Genomic DNA, 19,956 nt, shown 5'->3' on the forward strand with positions numbered 1-19,956 from the left:
GTGAAGGATAAAAGCAGCTTGCAGCTGCCCCTTATTCTGTTTGGCTGAAGTCGTAGTGCAGTTCATTGTCGCGCTGGCTGATGCGCACCCCGGCCAGGGCCTTGCCTTCGAGCATGCGGGTGAGGAACTCGCGGCTCATGTCCGGCAACAGGCTGTTGGTGAGGATGGCGTCGATCATCCGCCCGCCGCTTTCGGTCTCGGTGCAGCGCGAGACGATCAGGTCGATGACCGCGTCGTCGAAGTCGAAATCCACCTTGTGGGTGCTTTCCACGCGCTTCTTGATCCGCCCCAGTTGCAGGCGGGTGATCGCCTTGAGCATCTCGTCGCTGAGCGGGTAGTAGGGGATGGTCACCAGGCGCCCCAGCAGCGCCGGCGGGAAGATCTCCAGCAATGGCTGGCGCAGGGCCTTGGCGATGTCCTCCGGCTCGGGCACCGCCTGCGGGTTCTTGCAGACGTTGGCGATCAGCTCGGTGCCGGCGTTGGTGGTGAGCAGGATCAGGGTGTTCTTGAAGTCGATCATGCGGCCTTCGCCGTCTTCCATGACGCCCTTGTCGAACACCTGGAAGAAGATCTCGTGCACGTCCGGGTGGGCTTTTTCCACCTCGTCCAGCAGCACCACGCTGTAGGGCTTGCGCCGTACCGCTTCGGTGAGCACGCCGCCTTCGCCATAACCCACGTAGCCTGGCGGGGCGCCCTTGAGGGTGGACACGGTGTGGGCTTCCTGGAACTCGCTCATGTTGATGGTGATGACGTTCTGCTCGCCGCCGTACATGGCTTCGGCCAGGGCCAGGGCGGTTTCGGTCTTGCCGACCCCGGAGGTGCCCGCCAGCATGAACACGCCAATCGGCTTGTTGGGGTTGTCGAGGCCGGCGCGGGAGGTCTGGATGCGCTTGGCGATCATCTGCAGGGCGTGGTCCTGGCCGATGATGCGCTTCTTCAGGTGCTGGTCGAGGTTGAGCACGGTTTCCAGCTCGTTGCGGGCCATGCGCCCCACGGGAATCCCGGTCCAGTCGGCGACCACCGAGGCCACCGCCTGGTAATCCACGGTCGGCAGGATCAACGGGGTTTCGCCTTGCAGGGCGCTCAGGCGCTGCTGCAGGTCCACCAGCTTCTCGCGCAGGCCGTGGCTGTCGCCGCCGACGTCGCTGTCCACCAGGCCGACGTTCTCGCGCAGTTGGGCGCGGGTCGCCAGCAGTTCGTCGACCAGGGTCTTCTCTTGCGCCCAGCGGCTTTCCAGCTCGGCCAGGCGCTCGCGCTCGGCGGCCAGGAGGTTCTCGCTGTTGACCTGACGGTTGCCGATGGCCACGCCGATCGCCTGTTCCCGGGCGATGATCTGCAGCTCGGTTTCCAGGGCCTCGATGCGTCGGCGGCTGTCATCCACTTCCGCCGGCACCGCGTGCAGGCTGATGGCGACGCGGGCGCAGGCGGTGTCCAGCAGGCTCACGGATTTGTCCGGCAACTGGCGCGCCGGAATGTAGCGGTGGGACAGCTTGACCGCGGCTTCCAGGGCTTCGTCGAGGATCTGCACCTGGTGGTGCTGCTCCATGGTCGAGGCCACGCCGCGCATCATCAGCAGCGCCTTGTCTTCCGACGGCTCGGCCACTTGCACCACCTGGAAGCGCCGGGTCAGGGCCGGGTCTTTCTCGATGTGCTTCTTGTACTCGGCCCAGGTGGTGGCGGCCACGGTGCGCAGGGTGCCGCGGGCCAGGGCCGGTTTCAGCAGGTTGGCCGCATCGCCGGTGCCGGCGGCGCCACCAGCGCCGACCAGGGTGTGGGCTTCGTCGATGAACAGGATGATCGGCTTGGGCGACGCCTGGACGTCTTCGATGACCTGGCGCAGGCGCTGTTCGAACTCGCCCTTCATGCTGGCGCCGGCCTGCAGCAGGCCGACGTCGAGGCTGCGCAGCTCGACGTCCTTGAGCGCGGGCGGCACGTCGCCGGCAACGATGCGCAGGGCAAAACCTTCCACCACCGCGGTCTTGCCGACCCCGGCCTCGCCGGTGAGGATCGGGTTGTTCTGCCGGCGGCGCATGAGGATGTCCACCAGTTGGCGGATCTCTTCGTCGCGACCGACGATCGGGTCGAGCTTGCCGCTGCGGGCCTGCTCGGTGAGGTCGACGGTGAAGCGCTTCAAGGCCTCCTGCTTGCCCAGGGCGCTGGGGGCCATGGCGCCGCTGGCTTCGCCCGGCACCGCGCCGGCATTGAAACCGTCGCTGGCGCCGAGGGCGTTTTCCGGCGAGTCGCCGATGTATTCGTCAAAGCGTTCGCACAGGGTTTCGACCTTGATCTTGTCGAACTCCCGGGACAGCCCCAGCAGCGCGTGGCGCAGGCTCGGGGTCTTGAGGATGCCGATCACCAGGTAGCCGGTGCGCACCTGGCTTTCGCCGAACATCAGGCTGCCGTAGACCCAGCCGCGCTCCACCGCTTCCTCGACATGAGAGGACAGGTCGGTGATCGAGGTCGAGCCCCGTGGCAGGCGGTCCAGGGCCTCGGTCAGGTCCTTGGCCAGGCGCGCCGGTTCCAGGTTGAACTGGCGGATGATGCGGTGCAGGTCCGAGTCCTGCAGTTGCAGCAACTGGTGCAACCAGTGGGCCAGTTCCACATAGGGGTTGCCCCGCAGTTTGCAGAAGACCGTGGCGGCTTCGATGGCTTTGTAGGCAACGCTGTTGAGTTTGCCGAACAGCGCCGCGCGACTGATTTCACCCATGCTCTGTGCTCCTTGGTGTACGTGAGGTAGTGGCCTGATCGGCGTAGTGCCGGGCCAGAATGAGGTCCTTGGCATCGCTGCCGGGTTGCCCGAGCCAGGTGTTGAAACCCAGGCGTTGGCGGCCGTTGAGTTGCAGCTTGGGCACTTCGTCCTTGCGCAGGACCAGGTTCAGGTCCCAGTCCAGCTCGAAGCCCAGGTACTCGGCGACCCAGGCCACCAGTTCCTGGAACTGCTGGCCGTCGGGCAGCATCCCCAGGTAGTCGTCGAGCTTCAGCGGGCCGAGGCGGATGCGGAATTTGTGCTGGCGGTCCCAGACGTGGCTGCCCAGGCAGAAGTCCACGCCCAGCTGGTGGGCCTGGACCCCGACCCGGCTGCGCTCCGGCAGCTCCAGCCACTGGCCGACGTATTCCTCGATCGCCACCGGCAGGCCGAAGTACTCGCTGATGATCGCCCGCAGGCCATCCGGGTAGCGGGTCTGGGCCGCCAGATGGCCGCTGTAGTGCAGCTTGGCGGTGTCGGCAAGCCGCCCCTGCTTGAGCAGGCTGGGCATGCCCCGGCCGCTCAGGGCGGCGAGGCGCGCGGACCAGTAATCGTCGTCCGGGCGGTCGTGGCTCACCGTCGGCCGGGCTTCGGCCCAGGCCCGGTAGAACAGGCTCAGCAGGCGATGGTGGAACACATCGAGAAAGCGCTTGCTGGTGCTGTCGGCATTGTTGCGCTGGCGTTCGCGCACGTACTCGGTGAGGTGCAGCGGCAACGGCCCGTTGGGCCCGCCGAGGCCGAAGAAGAACTGCTCCAGGCGCGTCGCCGCGCCCTCACTGCCCGGGGTCACCGAGGCCAGGGTGGCAGGGGCGAAGGTGCAGTCGGCCTGCTGGCCCAGGCGCAGCGGATCGTCCGCCAGGCGCAACGAGTGACCGAAGCGCGGCAGTTGCGGCGACAGGCATTCGATACGCCGCAGAGCCTGGAAGAAGTCGTACTCCCAGGGCTCGGCGTGCATCGCCGCCAGCGTATTCAAAGAGTCGGACGCCGTCCGGGCTGGGCTTTCCATCGCATGATCTCGCCGCGTTCGGTGGTACGGATCACCGTCTCGGTAAAACTGTTGATCGACACGTAACGTGCCAGGAAGCGCTCGAAGACCGCGCCGAGCAGGAACACCCCGGTGCCGCGAAACGCGTTTTCATCGAATTCCAGGGTGATCTCCAGGCCCCGGCCGAAGACGATCGGCCCGGGCATCGGCAGGCGCCGGGTCACCGCTTTGCTGCTGACGTCCCGCAGGCCCTCGATTTGCAATTGCAGGGCCGCGTCGTTGCTGTCGCCGTACAGCCGCAGCAGCTCGCGCAGGGCCGCCGCGCCCTGGCCCTGTTCGGCGAGCGACAGGTAGTTCAGCGACAGTTGGCTGATCAGGCGCCAGGCCTTGCCGTCGTGGGCGTGGCTGGGGCGTGGCCGGCTCGGGCCCGCCAGGCAGCGGATGGCCTGCACCGGGGCGCTGTCGGCCAGGGTGAAGTCGGTCTTGCCGTTGCCCACGTTCATGAACAGCGGCAGGTCGCGGTTGGTGCACAGGGCGCTGACCCCGAGCTGGCGCAGGTCGTGGCGGTAGGGCGCTTGCTGGCTGTCCACCAGGCTGACAAAGGACTCGCTGCCGATGTAGGTCGAGCGCGGGCCGTTGCGCCGCTGGTCGCTGGACAGCACCCGTGGCTCGCGCCGAACGATGTAGTAGGACTGGTCGCGGCCATAGCGGGACGGGTCGCGCACCGCGTAGAACGGCAGGAACGGCTGCTCCGGCCCGGTGCCGTGGCCACTGAGGGCGGTCAGCGAGTGGACCTCGAAATCCATCGGCCGGGTACGGTCGGCGATCACATGGTGCTCGTTGACCCGGTCGGACAGGTGGATACGGTCCAGGCGCTTGGGAAACAGGTTGATCGCCGGGGTGCAGAACGGCACGAACTGGGCGGCGCCGACGCTGCCTTCCAGGCTCTGCTCGAAGCGCTCGAAGAGCACGATCAGCTCCAGTTCCTGGCCGGCGCAACGTTGCACCGCGCGCCCCAGCTGGGCGAATTCGACGAACAGGAAGCGGTTGGGCAGGGCGAAGTATTCCTGCAGCAGGCGGTAGCCCTGGAACGCCTGGGGCACCACGGGCAGCGCCGCGTCGCGGTCATCGAAACCACGGGAGCGCAGGGCGTCCTGGGGCAGGCGCTCGACCCAGTCGCCCCCCGGGGCGCGGGCGAACACCGCGCAGGCGTTGCCCAGCAGTTGTTCGTAGAGGCGGAACGGTTGTTCGTCGTTGCCGTTCAGGTACAGCGGCAAGCTGTCCAGGGCCAGGCTGTTGAAGGGCAGCTCGGCGCCGGTGCACAGGGTCAGGCGCAAGCCGGCCTTGGCCTTGGGTTCGCTGGCGGCCAGGCGCCCGAGCACCGCCGCCGGGTTGCCGAAGTATTCGGCCTGGGCCACTTGCAGCGGCCACAGCGTCACCGGGTGCGCGGTGCGGTACTCGCAGCAGGTCTGGGTGTCGCGGCCCAGGGCGGCGCGCAGGCTGGTGTCACGCGCCAGGGTGAAGCCGCTGCTCAGCGAGCCTTCTTCGGGATCGGCCTGCAACTGCACCACGGTCATCGACGGGGTCGGCGCCAGGTAGTGCGGGTAGGCGATCTCCAGCAGGTTGTGGGTGAAGGTCGGGTACTCGGCGTCGAGTTTGAGCTGCACCCGCGCCGTCAGGTAGGCAAAGCCTTCCAGCAGGCGCTCGACATAGGGGTCGGCGCAGTCCATGCCCGACAGGGTCAGGCGGCTGGCGATCTTCGGGTATTCCTTGGCGAACTCCGCGGCGCTTTCGCGCACGTGGTGCAGTTCCTGGTTGTACAGCTCCAAGAGGCGCGGGTTCATGCGCGTCTCCGGGAATCGGCAGGCACCACCCGCACATGGCCGGATTCCAGGTCCATGTCGGTTTGCAGCAGCAGGCGCAGGGGCATCGGCTGGGCCCAGAGATCGCCCTCGATCTCGAAGCTCAGGGCGTTGTGGTTCATTTCCCCGGGCGCGGTGCGCGCGCGAACCCGCAGGGTGCTGCGCAGGATGCGTGGTTCGAAGGTGGCGATGGCCTGGTGGATCAAGGCCTCCAGGGCCGGGATGTCGATGCTCGATGCGCTGTACCCGGCCAGGGCCGGCAGGCCGTAGTTGACCACCGAAGTGCCGGCGGGCGTGTGCAGGGTGGCATCGGCTTCGAGCAGGGAAGTGGTGTTGAGCAGCCACGCCAGATCGCGCAGGACCGAGGCTTTGAGCTGGCTCAGGGACAGCACGCGTTTGTCCGGGCTTTCTTTCAGGTTGCCGGGTTCATCGTCGGTCAGACGATCCAGCAGGGAAGGTTGCAAGCGATCGCGGGCGGCGATGTCGGTTACCAAAGGGTTCGCTCCAGGATCGGATGGCGCAGGCGTGACGTCACGAAAAGGGGCATAACCAAAGACTCACGGGGACGCGGTCCTGGCCAACCGTCCCCGCGTTGCGCCAGGCGCAACGCGAGGGCCGGGTCGGTCGCGACCAGAGGGCCGCGACCGCAGCGGATCAGCGCTTGGTGTTCGAGCGGATGTTCCAGCCGTACTTGATCGGGCCGCCGTCCTTGGTGCCGTCGGCTTTCTGCGGCTGGTACTCGACCATCACCTGAGCGAAGTTCAGGGTGATGTTTTCGGTCAGGCGGTCATCGCTGCCCGAACCGCCGGTGCTCAGCGAAGTGATCAGCACTTCTTCCAGGTCGATGATCATGTACTCGACCTGGCTTTCGCCGCCGGCCTTGCGCACGGTCAGGCGCACCTTGTCGATGTGCTTGCCGCTGGAGCAATGCATCATCAGGTTCGGCGATGCCTTGTCGACGTACTTGGTCAGCGACAGGTCCTGGATGTTCACCTTGCCCGCGCCGCCGCCACCGCCCACGTGCATGTTGCCGGACTGGGACATGCCCCAGCTCCAGTTCAGCACGTCGATCTCGTCCTTGTGGGCTTTGTCCATGGACTCGCCCTTGATGTCACCGATCTTGATGAAAATATCAACAGCCATGTTTTCTCCCTGTGTGGCACTTGCCACGATGTTGATTCAGCTTCTGTCGCCGCTGCGCCAGGCCCTGGGGCCTCGCGCGGCCAGGGGCCGCGACGACAGGTTTGAGTCGGTTATGGGTCAGGCGCCCTTGGCGGACGGCAGTTTGGATACCAGGCGCAGCGACACGGTCAGCCCTTCGAGCTGGTAGTGCGGGCGCAGGAAGAACTTCGAGTTGTAGTAGCCGGGGTTGCCTTCGACTTCCTCGACCACCACTTCCGCCGCGGCCAGCGGGTGCTGGGCCTTGGTGGTCTCGGTGGAGTGCGCCGGGTCACCGTCGACGTAGTTGAGGATCCAGTCCTGCAACCAGCGCTGCATCTCGTCCTTCTCTTTGAAGGAGCCGATCTTGTCGCGCACGATGCACTTCAGGTAATGGGCGAAGCGGCAGGTGGCGAACAGGTACGGCAGGCGCGCGGCCAGGTTGGCGTTGGCGGTGGCGTCCGGGTCGTCGTATTCGGCCGGTTTCTGCAGCGACTGGGCGCCGATGAAGGCAGCGAAGTCGGTGTTCTTCTTGTGCAGCAGCGGCATGAAGCCGTTCTTCGCCAGTTCCGCTTCACGGCGGTCGGAGATGGCGATCTCGGTCGGGCACTTCATGTCCACGCCACCGTCGTCGGTGGGGAAGGTGTGGGCCGGGAGGTTTTCCACCTCGCCACCGGACTCCACGCCGCGGATCCGCGAGCACCAGCCGAAGTGCTTGAACGAGCGGTTGATGTTCACTGCCATGGCGTAGGCGGCGTTGGCCCAGGTGTACTTGGAGCTGTCGGCGCCGTCGGTGTTCTCTTCGAAGGCGAAGGCTTCCACCGGGTCGGTCTTGGCGCCATACGGCAGGCGCGCCAGGAAGCGCGGCATGGTCAGGCCGATGTAGCGCGAGTCTTCCGATTCACGCAGCGAACGCCAGCCGGCGTATTCCGGGGTGGTGAAGATCTTGGTCAGGTCGCGCGGGTTCGACAGTTCCTGCCACGAGCCCATGCCCATCACGGTCGGCGAAGCCGCGGCGATGAACGGCGAGTGCATGGCGGCGCAGACTTTCGACAGCTCGCCCAGCAGCTCGACATCCGGTGGCGACTGGTCGAAGTAGTAGTCGCCCACCAGGCAGCCGTAAGGCTCGCCGCCGAACTGGCCGTATTCCTCTTCGTACATTTTCTTGAAGATCGGGCTCTGGTCCCAGGCCGTGCCCTTGAACTTCTTCAGGGTCTTGTGCAGCTCCGGCTTGGAGATGTTGAGCACGCGGATCTTCAGCTGCTCGTCGGTCTCGGTGTTGTTCACCAGGTAGTGCAGGCCGCGCCAGGCGCTTTCCAGCTTCTGGAATTCCGGGTGATGGATCACCTGGTTGACCTGGGCGGTGAGCTTGGCGTCGATGGCGGCGATGATCGACTCGATCGACTTGATCGCGTCATTGGACACCAGGTCGGTTTGCGCCAGGGCTTGTTCGGCCAGGGTGCGCACCGCGGTTTCCACGGCTTCGCGCGCGCGCTCGGTCTTGGGCTTGAATTCCTGCAGCAGCAGCGAGGCGAACTCGCTGGCCTGCTCGGTGGCGCCGGGTTGCGCCTGATTGTCACGCATCAATTCGGTCATGATCGTTGGTCCTGATTTACGCGTTCGGCTCGGAGTCAGCAGGCTTTGGCGCGCTCGCCAGGGCCTGGAGCAACGCCGGATCCTTGATGGCTTTCATGATGATTTCTTCAGCGCCGGTCTTGCCGTCCATGTAGGTCAGCAGGTTGGCCAGCTGGGTGCGGGCCTCCAGCAGCTGGTTCAGCGAGTCGACCTTGCGCGCCACGGCCGCCGGGCTGAAGTCGTCCATGCTCTCGAAGGTGATGTCCAAGCTCAGGTTGCCTTCGCCGGTCAGTTCGTTGGGCACGTGGAAGGCCACCCGAGGCTGCATGGCCTTGAGGCGCGAGTCGAAGTTGTCGACGTCGATTTCCAGGAACTTGCGATCGGCCACGGCGGCCAGAGGCTCAGCGGGCTTGCCGGCGAGGTCAGCCATCACGCCCATGACGAAGGGCAGCTGGACCTTTTTCTCGGCGCCGTAGAGTTCGACGTCGTACTCGATCTGCACCCGGGGCGCGCGGTTGCGCGCGATGAACTTTTGAGAACTTTGCTTCGCCACGTTGTGCTCCTGGTCGCTGTTGCGACGGTGTTGGCGTCGGTCGGTGGTTGCCGCTGACGATACTGTTCGGCTGTTCCGCGGTTAGTCGGATTCAGGGCCGCGCAGGTTTTCAAATTGGGACATGCCGTCCGGAATCAGATTGCGCACGATGGCCGCGAAATCGGCGTTGACCAGGTGCTTGGCCCGGTTGAGCAACACCGGCAGCGGGCTCGAAGGCTCGTGGCGGCTGTAATAGGCCAGCAGCCGGTCGAGGCTGCGCAACACGTCTTCACGGCTGTTGATCTCGCCGGAAATCCGCGTTGCGGCCGGCGCCACGGGCGCGTTGCCGGCCTCGTTCGCGGGGGCGTCGGCGGGTTCATCGGCCGGGCTGTCGCTGGTGTGCGGGGCGTGCTGGCCCAGCACCTGCAGCGCCAGGCGCAGCGGTTGCTTGAGGGCAGTGAGGTCCACGCCACTGGCGGAGCCCACGTGTTCGCTGACCTGCTTTTCGATGGCTTCGGCCGCCGAGCGGGCAGTGCTCAAGGCGTTGCGAATCGCTTCCAGGTGTTCGGGATCGCTGTCTTGCAGGGCGCCGGCCAGGTGGTCGGAACCCAGGCTTTCACCGGAGAAATGCTGCAGGCCGGCGGCGTTCAGCGCGGCCCGCACAGTCACCGGGCCGAAGGTCCGCGAGCGGGTCAGCTGGGCTTCGCGCAGCAGACCGATGGTGGTGTCGCAAGCCAGGCCGGCCAGGGCGTTGATGCGCACCGTGGGGTCGTTGTCGTCATCGGCGTCCAGGCGCGGATGCAGGTCCGCCCAGTAGTCCCGGAGCAAGCCGTCGATCAGTTCGAGGCTGGTGGCCAGGCCCGGCAGGCCTTCGAGGGCCAGGGTGCTCTGAACCAGAAAATGGGTGATGCGCAGGTCTTTGCTGCGCGCCAGCAGGTCCAGGCTCTGCTGCTGGATGCTGCGCCAGTCCGGCGGCTCGGCCGGCAGGATCGAGTCGCCCATGCTGCGCTCGGGCTGGCCTTGCGCGGCCCGCTCCAAGTGCAAGAAATCCGCGTCATATTCCAGGTCTTCGCCACAAGGCGAAGTTGCTGAAATCGCGGCGAGCAACATCGGTACATCCACCTGGTTTGATCTCCCTATCAGCCTGCAGGACAGTCAGGCAATTAATGCACTAGTTGATTGTGAACTCGCGCACATTTCTTGGTTTATATGGACTCATTGATACTAGTGAGCCATCATCCGTGTTCAAGAAGTTGTGCATTTTTGGTGTAGTAGTTGTGCCTTGTCAAGGTAAGCTATTCGCCCCCGATGACAGTGTTATGTCGGCTTATTAGTTCCTTGACCGGCAAGTCAGATCGGGGCGGTGCGACAGGTCGTTTGTCATCTGTGTGGATCAAGATAGGCGATCATGCTGCGAACGGCGCTGTTTAAAGGATTTTTTGCGAGCTTTTCATTTTTTACGGAACTTTTTTACCTTTGCCGGTTCGCACGCGGAAGTACTGCAAGGAGGCGCAATGTCGCTGTGTTTGACTATCACTAGTTATCACAAGATTACCCCTGGCCAATGCCCTGAGAAACTAATGGATCAGGGGATGATGGCAATTGGCCGTAGTTCCGATAATGACTGGGTACTTCCTGACCCCGAGCGCTTAGTTTCCGCGCGACACTGTGTCATCCAATACAAGGATGGCCGTTATTACTTGACCGATAACAGCACTAATGGCGTGGAGTTAGTCCGTGCCGGTATTCGCATGCGCCGGGGTAGCAGCGAGCCTCTGGAAGATGGCGAGGTTATTCGCATTGGCGATTATGAAATCAGCGCGCGCATCGATTTCAGCTTGAACCGTGCAGGTGCTGAACCCTTTTCCGGGGACAGCTCCAACAGTTTCGAGGCACTGATGGGGCGCCAGTTGGCGCCGCCGACGCCGATCGAGCCGATTTCCATGGCGCCGGTGGCGCATTTCCAGGGTGCTTCGGCCCAGGACACCTTTCCCGACCTGTTTGATTTCCTCACCCCGAGCGCGACCCCACCGGCCACGCAGCCGGACCACGTGCCGGCCGAGCAGCACGATTTCCGCCCGCCGACCCCGACTGCGGTGCCGCAGCCAGCGGCGCCCCAGGGTGGCGCGCTGATTCCGGAAGACTGGGACCTGTTCGCCGAGGCGCCGCGCAGCCCTGCGCCCGTGTTCGAGGTGCCGCCGGCGGTCGCGCCGCCCGTGGTGGTCCCGGCTCCGGCCCCGCTGGCCGACCCGGCGCCATTCAGCGCAGAACCTGTACAGCCACAGCCCCAGGCGCCCGCGGCCCCGGTGGTTGCCGAGGCCCCGCTGGCACCGGTCGCAGCGCCCGCGCCGGCGGTGCCCCAGCCCGACCTGCTGCAAGCCTTTCTGCGCGGCGCCGGGCTGGACCAGTTGCGCATCGACCCGCAGCAGGCCCAGGCGCAGATGGAAAGCCTGGGCCGCAGCTACCGGCTGATGGTCGAGGGCCTGATCGACGTATTGCGTGCCCGCAGCAGCCTCAAGGGCGAGTTCCGCATGCAGCAGACGATGATCCGCCCGGTGGAAAACAACCCGCTGAAATTCGCCCCCAATGTCGACGAGGCGATGCTCCTGCTGTTGCGTCACAGCAACCAGGCGTTCATGGCCCCGGACCAGGCGGTGCGGGACAGTTTCGATGACCTGCGGGCCCACCAGCTGGCGGTCATGGCCGGTGTGGAAGCGGCCATCAAGCACTTGCTGGGGCGCTTCGAGCCCGCCGAACTGGAAGCGCGCATGGCCCGCCCCGGCGGCCTGGGCAACCTGTTCAGCGGTTCGCGCCAGGCGCAGAACTGGCAGCAGTTCACCGCGCTCTACAAGCAGATTTCCCAAGAGGCCCAGGACGATTTCCAGGACCTCTTCGGGCGCGAGTTCAGCCGCGCCTACGAAGAACACACTCACCGGCTGCGCCGTTCCTGAGCGAACCGGGAACACCCCAGACACACGGATACACGGACAGCTGATACGTCATTGAGGACGCAGGATGATTCAACGATTGCTGACATTGGTCGCCATGCTGGTACTGGCGGCCTGTGCCAAGGACGCCCCGGCGCCTGCCGAGCCGGCCAAGGAGCCCCAGCCGGGCGCCACCACCGTGGAGCTGCATTTCCAGGCCGTGGCCGGGCTCAACCCCGGGCCTGATGGCCAGGGCACGCCCGTGCGGGTGCGGATCTTCGAGCTGAAGAATCCGGCCACCTTCATGCGCGCCGACTACTTCGCCCTGGCGGAGCGGGCCCCGGCCACCCTCGGCCCGGACCTGATCGACCAGGACGAAGTGCTGGTCAAGCCCGGCGACCAGTTCACCCTCAAGCGCGCCCTGGACCCGGCCACGCGTCAGCTAGGCCTGCTGGTGGGGTATCGCGAAGTGGACCAGGCCCTGTGGCGGGTTGGGGTCAACACCGCGCAGCGCCTGAGCAACCAGTATCAGATCGTCCTCGACGTCCGCGCGGTCAGCGCCGAGCTCGTGGCATCCCCATCCAGCCCTGCCCAATAGGCAATCGGAGCAACCATGTCCTGGAACAATCGCGTGGTCTGGTCGGAAGGCATGTTCATTGGAACCCAGCACTTCCAGCAGCATGACCGTTACCTGGAAAACCTCATCGACGCCCGCAGCCGCCCGCTGTCCGCCGGGGCCTGGGGTTTCTCCGAGCTGCGTATCGATCAGGGCCTGCTGGCCCAGGGCAAGCTGGCGATTGTCAGCGCCCGTGGCCTGCTGCCCGATGGCACGCCGTTCAACATTCCCCATGACGACCTGGCGCCGAGCCCGCTGAGCATCGACGACAGCCTGCGCGACGGCCTGGTGTACCTGGCGCTGCCGCTCAAGCGCGCCGGTGCCCGGGATACCGTGGACGAAGGCGAGGAATTGGGCGGCGCCCGCTACCTGAGCCAGGTACGCGAAGTGCGTGACGACAACGCGCCTTTCGAAAACCGCGCGCCGGTGGCCGTGGGGTCCCGCGCCCTGCGCCTGCTCACCGCGCAGGACGGCTTGAGCGACTACGCCGCCGTCGGCGTGGTGCGGATCAAGGAAAAGCGCGCCGACCGTGCCCTGGTGCTGGATGACAGCTACATCCCGCCGCTGCTGGACGTGGCCGCATCCAAGCCGCTGAACGCCTTTCGCAGCGAGCTGCTGGGCCTGCTGCACCAGCGTGGCGAGGCCCTGGCCGGGCGCGTGGTGGCGTCGGGCGCCGGCGGTGCTTCGGAAATTGCCGACTTCATGCTCCTGCAATTGGTCAACCGCGCCCAGCCGCTGGTCAGCCACCTGAACCAGATCAGCCCGCTGCACCCGGAGCGCTTGTACAGCGAGCTGGTGAGCCTGGCCGGCGAATTCTCGACCTTCTCCAATACCACTGCCCGACGCCCCGCGGAATACCCGCAGTACCAGCACGATGAACTGGCCCTGAGCTTCGCTCCGGTGATGCAGGCCCTGCGCGAAGCGCTGTCGATGCTGATCGACAGCAAGGCGACGCCGATCCCGATCGTCGAGAAAGCCTACGGCGTGCACGTGGCGATGCTCGCCGACCGCACCTTGCTGGAGAGCGCCAGCTTCATCCTGGTGGTGCGCGCCGATGTGCCCGGGGAAACCCTGCGCGGGCGTTTCGCCCAGCAGAGCAAGGTCGGTTCGGTGGAGCACATCCGTGATCTGGTCAACCTGCAGCTGCCGGGCATTGGCCTGCTGCCGTTGCCGGTGGCGCCACGGCAACTGCCGTATCACGCCGGCTCGACCTACTACGAGCTCGACCGTGGCAGCGAGCACTGGAAGCAACTGGTTCATTCCGGCGGCTTCGCGTTCCACGTCGCCGGGGAATTCCCGGGCTTGAACCTGGCCTTCTGGGCCATTCGAGGATAAGTCGCGATGCATCCTTTCGACGATTCGGCAGGGCAGCCGTCCCCGGCCAATGACCGCACTCAATTCATGCCGCGCCCCGGTGGCCGCGCGCCCGAGCCCGGGCGCCCGGCGGCCGCAGCGTCGCCGTCATTGGCGATGCCGGCGGCGCCACTGCCGGCCGGCCAGGCCCGGGGCCTGAACCCCCTGGAAAGCGCCGCCGGCCCGCTGCTGGCCTTGCTCACCCGGCTGCGCAGCACCCTGGCGCACCCGGCGCCGGCCAGCCTGCGGGCGCAATTGCTGGCCTACCTGCGCCAGTTCGAAGAGCGCGCGGAAGCCGCCGGCGTGCCGCGCAACGACGTGCTGCTGGCGCGCTATGCGCTGTGCACCGCCCTGGATGAAGCGGTGCTCAGCACCCCCTGGGGCAGCACCAGCGACTGGGGCAAGCAGAGCCTGCTGATCACCGTGCACAACGAAGCCTGGGGCGGCGAGAAGGTCTTCCAGTTGCTGGAGCACTGCCTGCAAAGCCCACGCGAGCGCCTGTACCTGCTGGAGCTGTTGTACCTGTGCATGTGCCTGGGTTTCGAGGGCCGCTACCGGGTGATGATCGATGGCCGCAGCCAGCTCGAAGCCCTGCGCGAGCGCACCGCGGCCACCATCCGCAGTGCCCGTGGCGAGCACGAGCGCGAGCTGTCGCCGCATTGGCGCGGGGTCAGCGTGGCCCGTGACCGGTTGGCGCAGTTCATGCCGCCCTGGGTCGGCATCGCGATTGGCGTGGCGCTGCTCCTGGCGCTGCTGTTCGGCCTGCGCCTGAAGCTGGCGGCGGACGCCGAGCCGGTGTTCAAGAACATCCATGCCCTGGGCGAGATCCCGGTGCAGACCCTGGACCGCCCGGTGATCCAGCCGAAGATCGTCGAGCGTCCGCGCCTGGCGGGTTTCCTCGCCGAGGACATCAAGGCCGGGCGGGTGGCGGTGGAAGACGCCGTCGACCGTTCGGTGGTGACCATCCGTGGCGACGAGCTGTTCGCCTCGGCCAGCGCCAGCATCCTCGACGACTATCAGCCGCTGATGCTGCGCATCGCCGATGCGGTGCGCAAGGTCAAGGGCCAGGTGCGCATCACCGGCCACAGCGACAACCGACCGATCGCCACCTTGCGCTTCCCGTCCAACTGGAAGCTGTCCCAGGCGCGCGCCGAATCGGTGCTGCAGATCCTCGCGGCGAAGACCGGCCAGCCGGAGCGCTTCAGCGCCGAAGGCCGCAGCGACACCGAGCCGCTGGCAACCAATGCCACCGCCGAAGGGCGGGCGCGTAATCGTCGGGTCGAAATCAGCGTATTGGCGGAGGGGGTCGAGTGAAGGCGTTTTTCAGTTTTGTGATTCGCTGGGTGATCCCGCTGCTGGGGCTGATCGCCCTGAGCCTGATCATCTGGTTCATTGGCCCGCTGCTGGAGTTCCTGGTGCCGGAAGGCCGGCGCTGGGCGCTGATCATCTGCATCTTCGCGCTGTGGATCGGCTACCGGGTGTTTCGCATCATCCAGGCCCGCCGGCACGCGGCCAAGGTGTTGCAGAGCCTGGCCGCCGATACCCCGCCGGACCCGGACAGCGTGGCCACCGCCGAAGAACTGGCGGCCCTGCGCCAGCGCATGGACGAAGCCCTGGCGCTGCTGAAGAAGGCCAAGCTGGGCGGTGACGAGCGGCGCAACCTCTACGAGCTGCCGTGGTACGTGATCATCGGCCCGCCGGGCTCGGGCAAGACCACCGCGCTGGTCAACTCCGGCCTGCATTTCCCCCTGGCCGCGCAGCTGGGCGCCGGTGCCGTGCGCGGCGTGGGCGGCACCCGCAACTGCGACTGGTGGTTCACCGATCAGGCGGTGTTGCTGGACACCGCCGGCCGCTACACCACCCAGGACAGCCACGCCACGGTGGACAAGGCGGCCTGGCTGGGCTTTCTCGACCTGCTGAAAACCCAGCGCTCGCGGCGCCCGATTGATGGCGCCTTCGTTGCCATCAGCCTGTCCGACCTGCTGCTTGGCAGCGAGGCCGAGCGCGCGGCCCACGCGGCGGCGATCCGCTTGCGCATCCAGGAGCTGTACACCCAGCTGGGGGTGCGCTTCCCGATCTACCTGATGCTGACCAAGCTCGATCTGGTGCCGGGCTTCATGGAGTTCTTCGACTCCCTGAGCAAGGAAGAGCGGGCCCAGGTCTGGGGCATGACCTTCGCCCTGGACGACGGCAAGAGCGGCGACAGCCCCCTGGCCCAGTTGCCGGCGGAGCTGGCAGCCCTGGAGCAGCGGCTCAACGAGCGTCTGGTGGAGCGCCTGCAACAGGAACGCGACCCGGCGCGGCGCGACCTGATCTACGGCTTCCCGCAGCAGTTCGCGGCGCTCAAGGAGTCCTTGCAGGGCTTCCTCGAAGGCGTGTTCAAACCCAACGCCTTCGAAGAGCGGGTGCTGCTGCGCGGGGTGTATTTCACCAGCGGCACCCAGGAAGGCAGCCCGATCGACCGGCTGATCGGCGCCATGGCCCAGAGCATGAACCTGGACCGCCAGCACCTGGCGCGGCAGACCGGCACCGGGCGCAGCTACTTCATCGAGAAACTGTTCAGCGCCGTGGCCTTTGCCGAGCGCGGGCTGGTGGGGGTCAACCCCAAGGTCGAGCGCCGACGCCAATGGATCGCCCGCGGCGCCCTGGCGGCCACCGTGGCGGTGGTGCTGGTGGTCAGCACCCTGTGGATCATCAGCTACCGGGCCAACCAGGCCTACATCGCCCAGGTCGACCAGCGCGTCGGCCCGGTGCGTCAGGATGTGCAGAACCTCAGCCCGGCCCAGCGCGACGTGCTGGCGGTGCTGCCGCTGCTCAACGCCACCCGCCACCTGGCCGCCGACGCACCGGGCTGGGCCGAAGGCCTGGGCCTGTACCAGGGCGACATGCTCGAAGCCGAGTCCGCCAGTGTCTATCGCAAGCTGCTGGTGGCGGTGTTCGCCCCCCGGCTGATGACCCGCATCGAAGAGCAACTGCACAGCGGCGGCAACTCGGACTTCCTCTACGAGGGGCTCAAGGCCTACCTGATGCTGGCGGACGGCGAGCATTACGACCCGGACTTCATCAAGGCCTGGATCACCCTGGACTGGGACCGCACCCTGGCTCGCGACCTGCCGCCGGACCAGCGTCAGGCCCTGACCGGGCACCTGCAGGCGCTGTTCGAAAAACATCCACCGAACGCGCGGCTGGACCAGCGCCTGATCGACGACCTGCGCCGCCAGCTGCAACAGCTGCCGGTGGCCCAGCGGGTGTATGACCGGGTCAAGCGCGCCAAGCTGCCGGACGGTGTACCGGACTTCCGCCTCAGCGAAGCCGGTGGCCGCGACGCGGCACTGGTGTTCACGCGCAAGAGCGGCAAGCCGTTGAGCGAACCCCTGAGCGGGCTGTTCACCGCCAAGGGCTATCGCCAGGGTTTCCTCCTGGCCAGCCTCAACCAGGCCGGCACCCTGGCGGAAGAGCAGTGGGTGCTGGGCCGCGATCAGGCCGACCAGCAGAACGTCGCCAGCCTCGCCGCCGACGTGCGTCGCCTGTACTTCCAGGACTACCTGCGCCAGTGGGACGCCTTGCTGGCGGACATCGACTTCGTGCCGATCACCAGCGTGGCCCAGGCCGCCGACGTGCTGCGGGTGATCTCCGGGCCCACTTCGCCGCTGAAGAAACTGCTGGTGGCGGTGGCCAAGGAAACCGACCTGCAACAGGAAGAACGCCTGTTGGCGGCCCAGGGCCAGAAGGTCGAGGGCGGCGTCGATCAGCTCAAGCAGCGCCTGGGTTCCCTGTTGGGCCAGGAGCAGGCGGGCAACCCGACGGCGGTGGCCAGCAGCGAAGACCCGGTGAGTGCGCACTTTGCCGACCTCAACAGCCTGGTGAGCAAAGGCGAGGGCGAGCCGGCGGCCATCGACGGCCTGCTGGCGGACATGAACGCCCTGTACGTGCAGGTCAGCGCCATGGTCGGGGCCAGCGGCGACGCGCTGCTGGGCGAGGCCAAGAACCAGGCCAGCGCCGCGGCGGCGCGGGTCAGCCTGACTGCCGAGCGTCAGCCGCCGATGGTCCAGGGGCTGGTCAAGTCGGTGGTCGGTTCCACCACCAACACCATGATGGGCGGGGTGCGCAACCAACTGAACGCGGCCTGGGTCAGCGAAGTGGTGAACGTCTATCGCCAGTCCCTGAGCGGGCGTTATCCGATGTCGCCGGGCAGCTCGCGGGACGCCACCCTGGAAGACTTCGGCCAGTTCTTCGGCACTGGCGGGGTGATGGACAACTACTTCCGCAAGTACCTGCAGCCTTACGTCAACACCTCGACCACCACCTGGAGCTGGCAGCCGGGCGCGGCGCAGAAACTGGGGATCTCCCCCGGCGTGCTGCAAACCTTCCAGCGCGCGGCGAATATCCGCGATGCGTTCTTCCGTTCCAGTGGCGGCACCCAGCCGGCGGTGCGTTTCGAACTCAAGCCGGTGGCCATGGACGCCAACATCAGCCAGTTCCTCCTCGACCTGGACGGCCAGCAGCTGAGCTATGACCACGGCCCGAGCCGGCCGGTGGCCATGCAGTGGCCGAACCCGGGGAGCATCGGCGTGGTGCGCCTGTCGATCATGCCGCCGTCGGCCACCGGGCGTTCCGGGGTGACCCTGGACGGCCCCTGGGCCTGGTTCCGCCTGCTGGAGCAATCGGACCTGACCGCCACCAACTCGCCGGATCGCTTCAACCTGCGGCTGCGGGTGGACGGCGCGAGCATCTCCTACGAGCTGCGCGCCAGCAGTGCCTTCAACCCGTTCAAGAGTCGGGTGCTCAGCGGCTTCAGCCTGCCGGAGCGGCTATGACCGCGCCCGGCCTGTACGGCAAGTTGGCCAGCCGTGGCGATTTTGTCAGCCGTGGCCTGCCGCAGAGTTTTATCGGCCCTTGGGACAGCTGGCTGGCGGCGGGTTTGCTGGCCAGCCAGAACGCCCTGGGCGAGCAGTGGTTGAACGCCTACCTGATCAGCCCGCTGTGGCGCTTTGCCCTGGCCCCGGGGGTCTGTGGGCCCCAGGCTGCGGTGGGCGTGGTGATGCCGAGCATCGACCGGGTCGGGCGCTATTTCCCCCTGACCGTGGCCGCGCTGCTGGAGCCCGAGAGTGACCTGGCGTCCTTGCTGAGCGGCCCGGAGCAGTGGTTCGAGCAGGTGGAAGACCTGCTGCTGGCCACCCTGGAGGAAGGCGCCAGTTTCGAGGCCCTGGAACAGGGCCTGCTGGCCCTGGGCGCGCCCAGCCCGGCGCGGCGGGTCGAAAGCAGCCATTACGCCGGCCTGCAACGGTTTTACATCAGCGATCCACAGGCCCGGGGCGCGGTACTCGCAGCCCAGGCCTGCGAGGGGTCGAGTGCCTGGTGGGGGCGCGGTTCGCAGTACATCAGCCCGATGCTGTTGCGCTGCCAGGGCCTGCCGCCAGCCAGTGAGTTTGCACAATTTTTGCTCGGACAAGAGGGTGCCGTCTAAATGCGTTCAGCGCCGCAACTGTCCTACCAGTCCGCCAGCTACAGCCATGTCGGCATGGTGCGGAAAATCAATGAAGACGCCTGGCTCGAAGCCCCGGAGAGCGGCCTGTGGCTGGTGGCCGACGGCATGGGCGGGCACGCCGCCGGGGATTATGTCAGCAGCCTGATCGTCGACAGCCTGCGTGCGGTTCCGGCCGCCGACAGCCTGGACGAATACGTCGCCGCGCTGCGCAACGGCCTGGCCGCGGTCAACGCCGCGGTGCGTGAGGAAACCGCCAATCGCGGGGTGACCATGATGGGCAGCACCGTGGTGCTGCTGGCGGTGCGCGGGGCTCGCGCAGTGTGCCTGTGGGCCGGCGACAGCCGCCTGTACCGGCTGCGGGACGAGCAGCTGGAAGGCATTTCCCGGGACCACAGCTACGTCCAGGACCTGCAGGACAGCGGCCTGCTCAGCGAGGCCGAGGCGCGGGTGCACCCACGGGCCAACATCGTCACCCGGGCGATTGGCGTCGAGGCCCAGCTGCAGTTGTCCCAGGTCGATCTGCAGGTGGAGGACGGCGACACCTTCCTGCTGTGCAGCGACGGCCTGAACAAGACCGCCGAAGACCATGAGCTGCGCGATGTACTGAGCCACAGCGAGCCCAACGACGTGGTGCGCAGCCTGATTCACCTGGGCCTGACCCGGGGCGCGCCGGACAACATCACCGCCATCGTGATCAAGGCCGCAGGACACTGA

At 66.6% G+C, this 19,956-nt stretch carries 15 protein-coding genes; 7 read left to right on the forward strand and 8 right to left on the reverse strand.

All coding sequences use genetic code 11. The features are described 5' to 3' along the window. Positions 1-31: 31 nt before the first annotated feature. The 8 genes from tssH to tssA all read right to left on the reverse strand — a co-directional run bounded on the left by tssH (position 32) and on the right by tssA (position 9,980). Positions 32-2,707, reverse strand: a complete 2,676-nt coding sequence (gene tssH, locus LXM55_RS13320) for a type VI secretion system ATPase TssH (RefSeq protein WP_233320792.1) — start codon at positions 2,705-2,707, stop codon at positions 32-34. Then, positions 2,700-3,752 (reverse strand): type VI secretion system baseplate subunit TssG, encoded by a 1,053-nt coding sequence (gene tssG, locus LXM55_RS13325; protein WP_233320793.1) that lies wholly within the window; start codon positions 3,750-3,752, stop codon positions 2,700-2,702. Before tssG ends, tssH begins: the two co-directional genes overlap by 8 nt. Then, positions 3,716-5,575: a type VI secretion system baseplate subunit TssF gene (gene tssF, locus LXM55_RS13330; protein ID WP_233320794.1), complete on the reverse strand. Its 1,860-nt coding sequence runs from the start codon at positions 5,573-5,575 to the stop codon at positions 3,716-3,718. The genes tssG and tssF overlap by 37 nt, the downstream gene beginning before the upstream one ends. Beyond that, positions 5,572-6,087: a type VI secretion system baseplate subunit TssE gene (tssE, locus tag LXM55_RS13335; protein WP_233320795.1), complete on the reverse strand. Its 516-nt coding sequence runs from the start codon at positions 6,085-6,087 to the stop codon at positions 5,572-5,574. The genes tssF and tssE overlap by 4 nt, the downstream gene beginning before the upstream one ends. 160 nt (positions 6,088-6,247) lie before the next feature. Then, positions 6,248-6,736, reverse strand: coding sequence for an Hcp family type VI secretion system effector (locus LXM55_RS13340; protein WP_011064257.1), 489 nt, complete (start codon positions 6,734-6,736; stop codon positions 6,248-6,250). 117 nt (positions 6,737-6,853) lie between these two features. After that, entirely contained in the window at positions 6,854-8,347 is a 1,494-nt protein-coding gene (tssC, locus tag LXM55_RS13345; protein WP_233320796.1) for a type VI secretion system contractile sheath large subunit, read from the reverse strand. 16 nt (positions 8,348-8,363) lie between these two features. Then, positions 8,364-8,879 (reverse strand): type VI secretion system contractile sheath small subunit, encoded by a 516-nt coding sequence (gene tssB, locus LXM55_RS13350; protein ID WP_047289994.1) that lies wholly within the window; start codon positions 8,877-8,879, stop codon positions 8,364-8,366. Positions 8,880-8,960: 81 nt separating this feature from the next. Then, positions 8,961-9,980: a type VI secretion system protein TssA gene (gene tssA, locus LXM55_RS13355; RefSeq protein ID WP_233320797.1), complete on the reverse strand. Its 1,020-nt coding sequence runs from the start codon at positions 9,978-9,980 to the stop codon at positions 8,961-8,963. Positions 9,981-10,372: 392 nt separating this feature from the next. Between tssA and tagH the strand changes: the two genes are divergently transcribed. The 7 genes from tagH (at position 10,373) to LXM55_RS13390 (ending at position 19,956) form a co-directional block, all read left to right on the forward strand. Then, positions 10,373-11,809, forward strand: coding sequence for a type VI secretion system-associated FHA domain protein TagH (gene tagH, locus LXM55_RS13360; RefSeq protein ID WP_233320798.1), 1,437 nt, complete (start codon positions 10,373-10,375; stop codon positions 11,807-11,809). 64 nt (positions 11,810-11,873) lie between these two features. Further along, on the forward strand, positions 11,874-12,383 hold the full coding sequence (tssJ, locus tag LXM55_RS13365) for a type VI secretion system lipoprotein TssJ (protein WP_233320799.1): 510 nt from the start codon (positions 11,874-11,876) through the stop codon (positions 12,381-12,383). Between the two features lie 15 nt (positions 12,384-12,398). Further along, on the forward strand, positions 12,399-13,736 hold the full coding sequence (gene tssK / locus LXM55_RS13370; protein WP_233320800.1) for a type VI secretion system baseplate subunit TssK: 1,338 nt from the start codon (positions 12,399-12,401) through the stop codon (positions 13,734-13,736). Positions 13,737-13,742: 6 nt separating this feature from the next. Beyond that, positions 13,743-15,068: a DotU family type VI secretion system protein gene (locus LXM55_RS13375; RefSeq protein WP_233320801.1), complete on the forward strand. Its 1,326-nt coding sequence runs from the start codon at positions 13,743-13,745 to the stop codon at positions 15,066-15,068. Next, positions 15,065-18,571, forward strand: a complete 3,507-nt coding sequence (gene tssM / locus LXM55_RS13380) for a type VI secretion system membrane subunit TssM (RefSeq protein ID WP_233320802.1) — start codon at positions 15,065-15,067, stop codon at positions 18,569-18,571. The genes LXM55_RS13375 and tssM overlap by 4 nt, the downstream gene beginning before the upstream one ends. Continuing rightward, complete coding sequence (gene tagF, locus LXM55_RS13385) at positions 18,568-19,221, forward strand: type VI secretion system-associated protein TagF (protein WP_233320803.1); 654 nt, start codon at positions 18,568-18,570, stop codon at positions 19,219-19,221. The genes tssM and tagF overlap by 4 nt, the downstream gene beginning before the upstream one ends. Beyond that, positions 19,222-19,956: a PP2C family protein-serine/threonine phosphatase gene (locus LXM55_RS13390; protein ID WP_233320804.1), complete on the forward strand. Its 735-nt coding sequence runs from the start codon at positions 19,222-19,224 to the stop codon at positions 19,954-19,956. It abuts the gene before it with no gap.

The organism is Pseudomonas sp. Au-Pse12 (assembly GCF_021341665.1).
In the GTDB taxonomy this organism is placed as follows: domain Bacteria; phylum Pseudomonadota; class Gammaproteobacteria; order Pseudomonadales; family Pseudomonadaceae; genus Aquipseudomonas.

Excerpts from the sequence above, each read along its gene's own strand:
- LXM55_RS13340 (WP_011064257.1), bottom strand. The coding sequence starts at position 6,736 with ATGGCTGTTGATATTTTCATCAAGATCGGTGACATCAAGGGCGAGTCC.
- tssJ (WP_233320799.1), top strand. The coding sequence starts at position 11,874 with ATGATTCAACGATTGCTGACATTGGTCGCCATGCTGGTACTGGCGGCC.
- tssH (WP_233320792.1), bottom strand. The coding sequence starts at position 2,707 with ATGGGTGAAATCAGTCGCGCGGCGCTGTTCGGCAAACTCAACAGCGTT.
- LXM55_RS13390 (WP_233320804.1), top strand. The coding sequence starts at position 19,222 with ATGCGTTCAGCGCCGCAACTGTCCTACCAGTCCGCCAGCTACAGCCAT.
- tssF (WP_233320794.1), bottom strand. The coding sequence starts at position 5,575 with ATGAACCCGCGCCTCTTGGAGCTGTACAACCAGGAACTGCACCACGTG.
- tssC (WP_233320796.1), bottom strand. The coding sequence starts at position 8,347 with ATGACCGAATTGATGCGTGACAATCAGGCGCAACCCGGCGCCACCGAG.
- tssK (WP_233320800.1), top strand. The coding sequence starts at position 12,399 with ATGTCCTGGAACAATCGCGTGGTCTGGTCGGAAGGCATGTTCATTGGA.
- tagF (WP_233320803.1), top strand. The coding sequence starts at position 18,568 with ATGACCGCGCCCGGCCTGTACGGCAAGTTGGCCAGCCGTGGCGATTTT.
- tagH (WP_233320798.1), top strand. The coding sequence starts at position 10,373 with ATGTCGCTGTGTTTGACTATCACTAGTTATCACAAGATTACCCCTGGC.
- LXM55_RS13375 (WP_233320801.1), top strand. The coding sequence starts at position 13,743 with ATGCATCCTTTCGACGATTCGGCAGGGCAGCCGTCCCCGGCCAATGAC.
- tssG (WP_233320793.1), bottom strand. The coding sequence starts at position 3,752 with ATGGAAAGCCCAGCCCGGACGGCGTCCGACTCTTTGAATACGCTGGCG.